The organism is Cryobacterium sp. MLB-32, assembly GCF_000738085.1.
In the GTDB taxonomy this organism is placed as follows: Bacteria; Actinomycetota; Actinomycetes; order Actinomycetales; family Microbacteriaceae; genus Cryobacterium.
In genome coordinates this window covers 1-8,052 of record NZ_JPRS01000061.1, presented here as the reverse complement: position 1 = coordinate 8,052, position 8,052 = coordinate 1, and the positions used below count along the sequence as shown (strand labels likewise).

General features: G+C 67.5%; 9 protein-coding genes. 2 read left to right on the top strand and 7 right to left on the bottom strand.

Annotation, left to right across the window (positions count from 1 at the left end):
• Window positions 1-751, bottom strand: a 751-nt coding sequence (locus JF66_RS08360; RefSeq protein ID WP_035876977.1) for a DUF2252 family protein, incomplete at its 3' end; no start/stop codon positions are given.
• A 183-nt stretch (window positions 752-934) separates the two neighbouring features.
• On the opposite strand from JF66_RS08360, the gene JF66_RS08355 reads away from it, so the two are divergent.
• Window positions 935-1,699: a dienelactone hydrolase family protein gene (locus tag JF66_RS08355; RefSeq protein WP_035876976.1), complete on the top strand. Its 765-nt coding sequence runs from the start codon at window positions 935-937 to the stop codon at window positions 1,697-1,699.
• Here JF66_RS08355 and JF66_RS08350 read toward each other — a convergent pair.
• The 4 genes from JF66_RS08350 to JF66_RS08335 form a co-directional block, all read right to left on the bottom strand.
• Window positions 1,692-1,922, bottom strand: coding sequence for a biotin/lipoyl-containing protein (locus JF66_RS08350; RefSeq protein WP_035876975.1), 231 nt, complete (start codon window positions 1,920-1,922; stop codon window positions 1,692-1,694). The two genes, JF66_RS08355 and JF66_RS08350, sit on opposite strands and share 8 nt — an antisense overlap.
• Window positions 1,919-2,983 (bottom strand): alpha-ketoacid dehydrogenase subunit beta, encoded by a 1,065-nt coding sequence (locus tag JF66_RS08345; RefSeq protein ID WP_081882243.1) that lies wholly within the window; start codon window positions 2,981-2,983, stop codon window positions 1,919-1,921. The genes JF66_RS08350 and JF66_RS08345 overlap by 4 nt, the downstream gene beginning before the upstream one ends.
• On the bottom strand, window positions 2,980-3,987 hold the full coding sequence (locus JF66_RS08340) for a thiamine pyrophosphate-dependent dehydrogenase E1 component subunit alpha (protein WP_035876972.1): 1,008 nt from the start codon (window positions 3,985-3,987) through the stop codon (window positions 2,980-2,982). Before JF66_RS08340 ends, JF66_RS08345 begins: the two co-directional genes overlap by 4 nt.
• An 87-nt stretch (window positions 3,988-4,074) precedes the next feature.
• Window positions 4,075-4,845 carry an IclR family transcriptional regulator gene (locus JF66_RS08335; RefSeq protein ID WP_035876970.1) on the bottom strand — a complete coding sequence of 257 codons (771 nt, stop codon included), beginning with the start codon at window positions 4,843-4,845 and terminating at the stop codon, window positions 4,075-4,077.
• 258 nt (window positions 4,846-5,103) lie between these two features.
• Here JF66_RS08335 and JF66_RS08330 point away from each other — a divergent pair, with 258 nt between their 5' ends.
• Window positions 5,104-5,976, top strand: a complete 873-nt coding sequence (locus JF66_RS08330; RefSeq protein WP_081882242.1) for an HNH endonuclease family protein — start codon at window positions 5,104-5,106, stop codon at window positions 5,974-5,976.
• A 14-nt stretch (window positions 5,977-5,990) separates the two neighbouring features.
• On the opposite strand, the gene JF66_RS08325 is transcribed toward JF66_RS08330, so the two are convergent.
• A complete protein-coding gene (locus JF66_RS08325; RefSeq protein WP_035876967.1) occupies window positions 5,991-6,917 on the bottom strand; it encodes a 2-hydroxyacid dehydrogenase in 927 nt (308 codons plus the stop codon).
• A gap of 83 nt (window positions 6,918-7,000) precedes the next feature.
• Entirely contained in the window at window positions 7,001-7,903 is a 903-nt protein-coding gene (locus tag JF66_RS08320; RefSeq protein ID WP_035876965.1) for a DMT family transporter, read from the bottom strand.
• Between the last annotated feature and the right edge of the window lie 149 nt (window positions 7,904-8,052).

The following is an 8,052-nucleotide window of genomic DNA, read 5'->3' as shown; positions in this document are numbered from 1 at the left end:
GCTGACTGACGATGCGATAGTTCCCGTCCACGTACTCGGCCAATTTGGAGAGGGCCTGCAGGCTGTCTCGTGTGCGTGCCTTGGCAACATTCTTCTTGGCGTCCTTCTCCATCTGGCCGGACGCCTTTTTCTCGTTCTTGTCCTTCTGACCCTGGCGGGCCAGGGTTATATTCTTCAGAAGTTCGTCTTCGGACAGGTGGGCGTACCAAATGTCCATCACGCGCATCTGCGCGAACTCTCGCATGGCCCCGCGATAGGCCCGCGCCGCGGCGAGCGTGACCTCGAAGCACTCCGTCGCGGTAAAACCGTTGTTGCGCGCCGCGATCATAATGCTCGCGCAGAGGCGCTTGACGTCGTATTCGAACGGCCCGGGGAGCGTCTCGTCGAAGTCGTTGAGGTCGAACAGTAGCTGGCGTTCGGGGGAAGCGAAGACGCCGAAGTTGGAGAGGTGGGCGTCACCGCAGAGCTGAGAGATCAGTCCGGCACGCGGGGTGTCCTTGAGATCGGCTGCCATGATCTTGGCGGCGCCCCGGTAGAACGTGAACGGGGACACCAGCATGCGCCCGTGGCGCACCGGCACCAGATCCTGTTCCCGAGTCGCGTTTTGCTCCTCAAGCAGTGCGACCGGGTCGGGACGATCGGCGGCCGGAACCCAGCCCAGATGGCTGGTGAGCGGGGCCGCTTCGCGGGCATCCTTGCCTGTGGCTTTGCGGTCGGCGACACTGGGATGTTCGACACGGCGTGCGGTCATGATGTGCGACCTCTCCTTGGCCTGTTTGTGCTGTTTTCGACACCACGGCTGGTGGTGCACACGGCTGTGGCCCACCACAGTTGCGCGACCGGTGCCCGGTGTCAATGGGGTGGTGCCCGCGGGCAGGCCGGGGCGCTAGAGTTTCAGACCAACCGGGTCATCCGGCAGATCGTCGGGAGCGCCATGACTGAATCGCCACGCCTGATCGACCTCACCCTTCCCGTGGGGTCCGGGGGCAGCGCGGGGCTGAAGGCCGTTCTGGCTATTCCCGCGGGCGACGGGCCGTGGCCCGGCGTGGTTCTCGTGCATGAGGCATTCGGTCTCAACGACGTGATGCGCCGTCAGGCCCTGCGCATGGCAGAGGCCGGTTACCTCGCGCTGATGCCCGACCTGTTCACCGATGGCGGTGCCCGGAAGTGCCTCGTCTCCACCTTTCGGGCGCTCTCTGCGGGGGAGGGGCGCGCGTTCGTGGACATTGAGGCGGCCCGGGTGGCGCTCGCGGGGCGTGCAGACTGTACGGGCGCCGTGGGCGTGCTCGGCTTTTGCATGGGGGGCGGATTCGCGCTCGCGGCCGCTCAGCGCGGCTTCGCCGCGGCATCCGTCAACTACGGCCAACTGCCGAAAGACCTCGACGCGGCGCTCGTGGGCGCGTGCCCGATCGTGGGCAGCTTCGGCGGGCGCGACAGCTCGCTCAAGGGAGCCGCGGCGAAACTCGACGCTGCCCTCGTGCGCGCCGGCATCACGCACGACGTGAAGGAATACCCGGAGGCCGGCCACGCCTTCCTCAACGATGCCGAGAGCGGCCCGCCGGTGCTGCGCTACGTCTTCAAGCGGATGCTGGGCGCCGGGCCGAACCCCGACGCGGCAGCGGATGCCTGGCAGCGCATCGAGGCCTTCTTCGGCGAGCATCTGGCCGAAGGAAGGCCCCGAAGCGGCGGCATCAGGTGACCTGTGCGATCACCGTTCCCTGGGCCACCACCGTTCCTTCCTCGATCATCATCGATATCGTGCCGGATGTCTCCGGATACACCTCCGCATCGACCTTGTCCATGGCGACCTCCGCGATGAGGGTTGTGGGGGTGACCTCGTCGCCGGAATCGACGAACCAGGTCACCACGACACCGGTCGCGCCCGGGGTGGCGGACATCTCGGGAAAACGCACATCGCTCACCGCGCGACGGCCTCGCGCACGGCGGCTTCGATGCGAGCGGGAGTGGGCAGCACCGCGTATTCCAGCTCGCGCGCGTACGGAATCGGCACATCGGGAACGCAGACCCGCGAGACCGATTTCAGCAGCGTCGGATCGTGCTCCGCGACGACCGCAATGATCTCTCCCGAGAGCCCGAAGGACTGATAGTCCTCGTCGACCACGATCAGTCGGCCGGTCTTAGTGACGGAACGCACGATCGCGTCGCGGTCGAGCGGCACCAGGCTGCGCAGGTCGATCACCTCTACGCTGATGCCCTCCGCCTCGAGCTTCTCCGCCACGTCGAGGCTGTGCTGCACCGAGAGGGACAGGGTCACGATCGTGACATCGGTACCCTCGCGGGCGACCTTCGCCTTTCCGATCGGCACGATGTATTCCTCTTCGGGCACCGCGCCGATCGAGCGCTTGTTCTTGGCCATCCACCCGAGGCCCATGATGCCCTTGTGGAACATGAAGACCACCGGGTCGTCGCTCTCGATGGCCGCGGCCATCAGCCCCTTCGCGTCGTACGGGTTGGACGGCACCACCACTTTCATTCCCGGCAGGTGCGCAAACGTGCCCCAGAGGCACTGCGAGTGCTGCGCGCCGTCGGAGTACCCGCCGCCGGTGGCGGTCATCAGCACCATGGGCACCGTCACGTTGCCACCGGACTCGAAGTGGATCTTGGCCATGTGGTTGTAGATCTGGTCCATGCAGACGCCGAAGAAGTCGGCGAACATGAGCTCCACAACGGGCCGCATGCCCTCCACGGCCGCTCCGATGCCCAGCCCGATGAAGGCCGTCTCGGAGATGGGGGTGTCGATGACGCGGTCCGGGCCGAACTGGTCGATCAGTCCCGTGGTGGAGGAGAAGATGCCGCCGTAGGGGCCCACGTCCTCACCCATCACGAAAACGGACTCATCACGCGTCATCCGCTGGCTGATCGCCTCCTGGATGGCCTTGGCGGTGGAGAGCTTGCGTCGACCGGGCTCGGGCTCCACGGCGAGGGCTTTCGACGGCTGGGTGCCGGTGGACGCACTGCTCATGAGTTCACTCCTTCGGAGAAGACGTACTTGAGGTGTTCGCTGGGCTGCGGAGCCGGTGACGCCTTGGCGAAGCGGATGGCGTCTTCCACCTGCTCGGCCGCGCTGTCCTGCATCGCCTGATACTGCTCGGCGCTGAGCCCGCCGGCCTGCATCAGCTCATCCCGGTAGCGGGGAATCGGGTCGCGGTCGGGAACGCTCAGCAGGTCTGGCCGATAGCCCTCGGCGTCGCCCTCGAAGTGACCCCACAGGCGCAGGGTGTGCACCTCGATCAGTGTCGGCCCGTCGCCGGCACGGGCGCGGGCAACGGCCTCACCGACCGCGGCGTAGACGTCCTCGACCGAGTTGCCTTCCACGCGGATGCCCGGCATGCCGTAGGCGGCCGCGCGAACGGCGTTGGAGACGACGGATGTCGACTGGGAGCGCGGAACCGATATGCCCCAGTCGTTGTCTTCGACCACGAAGATCACCGGCAGTTTCCACAGCGCAGCCAGGTTGAGTGATTCGTGAAATGCTCCCTGGTTGGCCGATCCTTCGCCCGTGACGGCCACGGCCACGCGGTTGTTGCCCTGTCGCTTGAAGGCGAAGGCCTGGCCTAGCGCGGGCGGCAGCCCTTCCGCGATGATTCCGGAACAGGAGAAGTGGGTGCTCGGGTCGAACAGGTGCATGTGTCCGCCGCGACCGTGGCCGAAGCCGTCTTCGCGGCCGAAGATCTCGGCGGTCATCGGACGCAGGGCGACCCCCTTCGCAATGGCGACGTGGTGCGGGCGGTGACTTGCGGTGAGGGCGTCGTCCGTGGTCAGGTGGGCGCAGATTCCGGCGGCGACGGGCTCTTGCCCGGCCGACAGGTGCATCTCGCCGGGCACGAGTCCGGCCCCGATGTCGAAGGCCGGCATCTTGTCGGCGTAATATTCGCGCCTGATCGCCTCCTCGTAGGTTCTGATCAGCACCATGGTGTTCAGCAGGCTCCGCCGACTTTCCTCGGTGAGCTCGGTGGATAGCGTCATTGCATCTCCTTAAACGGGAACGACGACGGCGTCGCACCCGTGTTCGGAGGCTAGTGCGTGGCAATGGCGGGCGGCAGGGGCAATATTTCAGATGGTGAACTGGCCGAATCGCGCCGCGCCCAGTTGCAGCGACAGGTGGGCAGCGGATGCCTGCAGCGTGCGGATCGTGTCGTGCAGGTCGGTGTCGGCCCGGTCGCTCGGCAGCGAGATGGCCAGGGAACCGATAACGCCGGGAGCTCGCACTCCGACCGCCACACAGGTGTATCCGATGGCGTATTCCTGCCGGTCGACGGCGGCGTCCCCCGGGTCGTCGAGCTCCCGCAGCAGTGAACGGCGGTCGCTGATGGTGTGCGGGGTGAGACCCTCCGGTGGATGCCGGGAGAGGTAATCGGCGCGTTGCTCCGGGCAGAGCTCGGCCAGGATCTGCTTGCCGAGGGCCGTGGCGTGGGCGCTGTCCACGATGCCCACCCAGAGCTCCACCCGAGGGGACATCGCCGCGTCCACGATGTCCAGGATCTGCACCTCCCCGTCCGTGAAACGCGACAGGTAGGCCGTGGCCCCGAGCTCGTCGGCCACGCTGCGGAGGGTCTGGCGGCCTCGGGCCAGGAAGACGCCGTCCTCGTCGCCGGGGCGTAGGCCGGGAAAGCTCCCACCGAGAACGAGGCCGTCGGGCTCGGTGGCGAGGTAGCCCTCGTGCACGAGTGTTCGCGTGATGTTGTAGGTGGTCCCCAGGCTCAAACCGGACAGCTGAGCGATCACCTTGACCGGCAAGGGGCGATTGGCGTTGGCCACGATATCGACCAGCTTCAGGGCACGCTGGATGGACGAGATGAGGGTTTGGCTGTTTCCTGCGGTCATCGGTGACTCCCCCGATCAGGATATTGGGTGGACGAGGGGTTTGAAGCTCTTTTTCAGGGGTTTTCTTTTCGCCGGCATGGTGCGCGGGGACGTTCGATCTGGGGGTGAAAACCGGACACCCCGGATGTTTGCCTGCGTGACGTAAGGTGCCGGCAGGCCCGTCGTCGTCGGTCGGCTCGCCCGGTATCGGGTGGTTCCGGGGGATCGCGACGGCCGATGGCCCCACCTCCGGGGCCGACGAACCACTGACAGGATCCAATGCGCTCCCTCTTTGCTCTCGCTCTCGTTCCGATATTCGCCTTGTCCGGAGCCGTCTTCGCGACTCCCGCCATCGCCGCAGAACCCGGTGCCCAGGTGGCCGTCTCTGATCTCTTCTCGGAGCTGGTCACGACCACCGACAGCACAGCCACGTACGACCGCAGCCTCTTCGAGCACTGGGTCGATGCCGACGCCGACGGCTGTGACACGCGCCAGGAAGTTTTGATCGCCGAATCGACCGTTCCGGTGACGATGGCCTCCACCGGCTGTTCCGTGACGAGCGGACGATGGGATTCCTGGTACGACGGCGCAAGCTGGACCGCGCCGTCTGACGTGGATATCGACCACTTCGTGCCGCTCGGTGAGGCCTGGCGTTCGGGCGCTGACGCCTGGACCGCCGACGAACGCCGTGCCTTTGCCAACGACCTCGGCCTGGACGTGGGGCTCGAAGCCGTCACCGACAACGTCAACCAGTCCAAGGGGGACCGTGACCCCGCCGTGTGGATGCCGCCGCTCGCCGGGGTGGAGTGCCGCTACGTGAGCGACTGGGTGGTCGTGAAGTACCGCTGGGACCTCTCGATGGACACGACCGAGCGAAACGCGATCGCCGGCTTCCTGGCCGGATCCTGCGGTGCGGGCACTGTGGCCGTTCCCGCAAAGGGCGGCACGGGCGGCACGGGCAGCACGGGCAGCACCGGCGACACCGGGCAGGCCCCGGCCAACCCCGGAGACACCAAGAATTGCGGAGATTTCTCCACCTGGGCCGACGCGCAGGACTGGTACGACACGTATTACCCGTACTACGGAGACGTGGCTCGCCTCGACTCCAACGGCGACGGCGTCGTCTGCGAGTCGCTCCCCGGCGCTCCCTGACGGGACCGCTCGGTCTAGCTGCGCAGCACCACGTTCATCGGGGCGTCGCCGCGCAGCATCCGCTCGATTTGCCGGCGGATGAGCCGCGCCATCCGTGGCCGCATCGCGCTGGACGCACCGCCCACGTGGGGCGAGATGATCACGTTGGGCAGCGCGAAGAGCGGATGCCCCTGCGGCAGCGGCTCCGGGTCCGTCACATCGAGGGCGAGGCGCAGTCGGCCGCTCGACGCGTGCGCCAGCAGCGCATCCGTATCGGCGACGGGCCCGCGGGCGATGTTGACGAGCAGGGCGTCGTCGCGCATGAGCGACAGGAAGTCATTGTCGACCATGCCGGCGGTGTCGGGGGTGAGCGGCACGCCGATCACCACGATGTCGGCCTGTGGCAGCAGTGTGGGCAGCTCCTCCATCCCGTGAATCGGACCGCGTTCGTCCAAGCGCGCGCTGCGGGCCACGCGCACAACGGTGGTCTCGAAGGCGAGCAGTCGCGATTCGATGGCCGCACCGACTCCGCCATAGCCCACGAGCAGTACCGTGCGATCGGCGAGGCTCGGGCGCTGCGCCGGCGCCCACTCGCCCTGTTCGGCCGCGCGCACGAAGTCATCGATGCCGCGCTGGGAGGCGAGAATGAGCGCGAGGGTGAGCTCGGCGGTTGACGTCTCGTGCACGCTGGCGGCATTGGCAAACACGTGGCCGGTGGGCAGCAGGCGGTCGACGCCGTCGTAGCCGATGGACTGGCTCTGCACGAGGCGCGTGCGCACGCCCGCGAGGTGAGCAATGCGATTGGCGGCGCCCATGTACGGAGTCACCACCAGGTCGATCTCCGGAACGGGCGCCGGCCCATCCATCGCCCAGTCGATGACCTCGACACCGTCGGGCAGATCGCCGAGGGCGGCGCGCAGGTCGGGTTCGGGCAGGCTGACGCGCAGTGTTTCGGTGCTCATCGGTCAAGCCTAGACGGGGGGCGGGTGGGAAAAGCGGCGCTGACCTGCCGGGCGATCGTCGGTGTGACCGCCGCGGGGTCCGTCTAACGAGTGAGGACCGTGGCCGGCTTCACGGGCGTGCTCGCCGGACGAGAGGGACGCAGCGTGCTGAGGGCCACCCCGGCGAACACGATCACACCGCCCACGAGCTGCGGCGTCGAGAGCTGGGCACCCATGATCACCGCGATGATCACCGTGAACACCGTGATCAGGTTGAGGAACAGACCCGCGCGTCCCGGCGGGATGCGTTTCAGCGCCGAGTTCCAGAGCACGTAGGAACCGATGGACGGGAAGATCGCGATAAAGATCACGGCCCAGCCGATGGCGGCATCCGCTGGCCAGCTTGCCCCGCCGGCCAGCGCGAAGGGGGCGAGGAGCACCGCTACGATCGTGCCCTGCGCGGCCGTCGCTGTGATCGGCGGTACAGGGATGCCGCGGCCCACGATCGTGTAGAGGCTCCACACCACGATCGCGGCCACCATCAGCAGGTCGCCCGCGTTGGGGGTGCGGGTGAAAACGGATGCGAGCGCGCCGTTCGTGATGATGAGCACGACTCCCAGCAACCCCAGTGCCAGACCCGCGATGCCGCGCCAGCCGATGCGCTCACGCAGCAGCAGGGCCGCGAGCACCACCATCACTGCGGGATTGGCGGCGTTGATGAGCGAGGCGGACTGCGGCGTTGTGTATTGAAGGGCGGTGTAGAGCAGCAGGTTGTAGCCGCCCACTCCGAGGGCGGCGAGTACCAGCAGGCGCGGCCAGTGCCGCGCGACCTGCCGCCAATCGGGCTTCTCGACGACCTGCGCCAGAATCAGCAGCGGAACGCAGGCGAGCAGCCAGCGCAGCCAGGTGAGCTCGACGGGCGACATGGTCTGCACGGCGATGCTGCCTACGACATAGTTGCCCGCCCACATGAGCGTGGCGAGAACGAGGGCGATGGTGGCCTTCATGCGGCGGCCGCTAGACGAGGGCCGCGCGCAGGGCGGCGAGGTCGGTGTCGGGGGCGGGAAGCTGCGGCGCTCGTGGGGCTTCGGTGGCGATTCCGCACAGCGCGGCCAGCGCGTGCAGGGCTCCCATGCTGCGCGAGCTGGCGGCCAAG

What these genes read in the sequence shown, in the direction of transcription:
- JF66_RS08325 (WP_035876967.1), bottom strand. Translation starts at nt 6,917, where the DNA reads ATGAGCACCGAAACACTGCGCGTCAGCCTGCCCGAACCCGACCTGCGC.
- JF66_RS08320 (WP_035876965.1), bottom strand. Translation starts at nt 7,903, where the DNA reads ATGAAGGCCACCATCGCCCTCGTTCTCGCCACGCTCATGTGGGCGGGC.
- JF66_RS08335 (WP_035876970.1), bottom strand. Translation starts at nt 4,845, where the DNA reads ATGACCGCAGGAAACAGCCAAACCCTCATCTCGTCCATCCAGCGTGCC.
- JF66_RS08355 (WP_035876976.1), top strand. Translation starts at nt 935, where the DNA reads ATGACTGAATCGCCACGCCTGATCGACCTCACCCTTCCCGTGGGGTCC.
- JF66_RS08340 (WP_035876972.1), bottom strand. Translation starts at nt 3,987, where the DNA reads ATGACGCTATCCACCGAGCTCACCGAGGAAAGTCGGCGGAGCCTGCTG.
- JF66_RS08330 (WP_081882242.1), top strand. Translation starts at nt 5,104, where the DNA reads ATGCGCTCCCTCTTTGCTCTCGCTCTCGTTCCGATATTCGCCTTGTCC.
- JF66_RS08345 (WP_081882243.1), bottom strand. Translation starts at nt 2,983, where the DNA reads ATGAGCAGTGCGTCCACCGGCACCCAGCCGTCGAAAGCCCTCGCCGTG.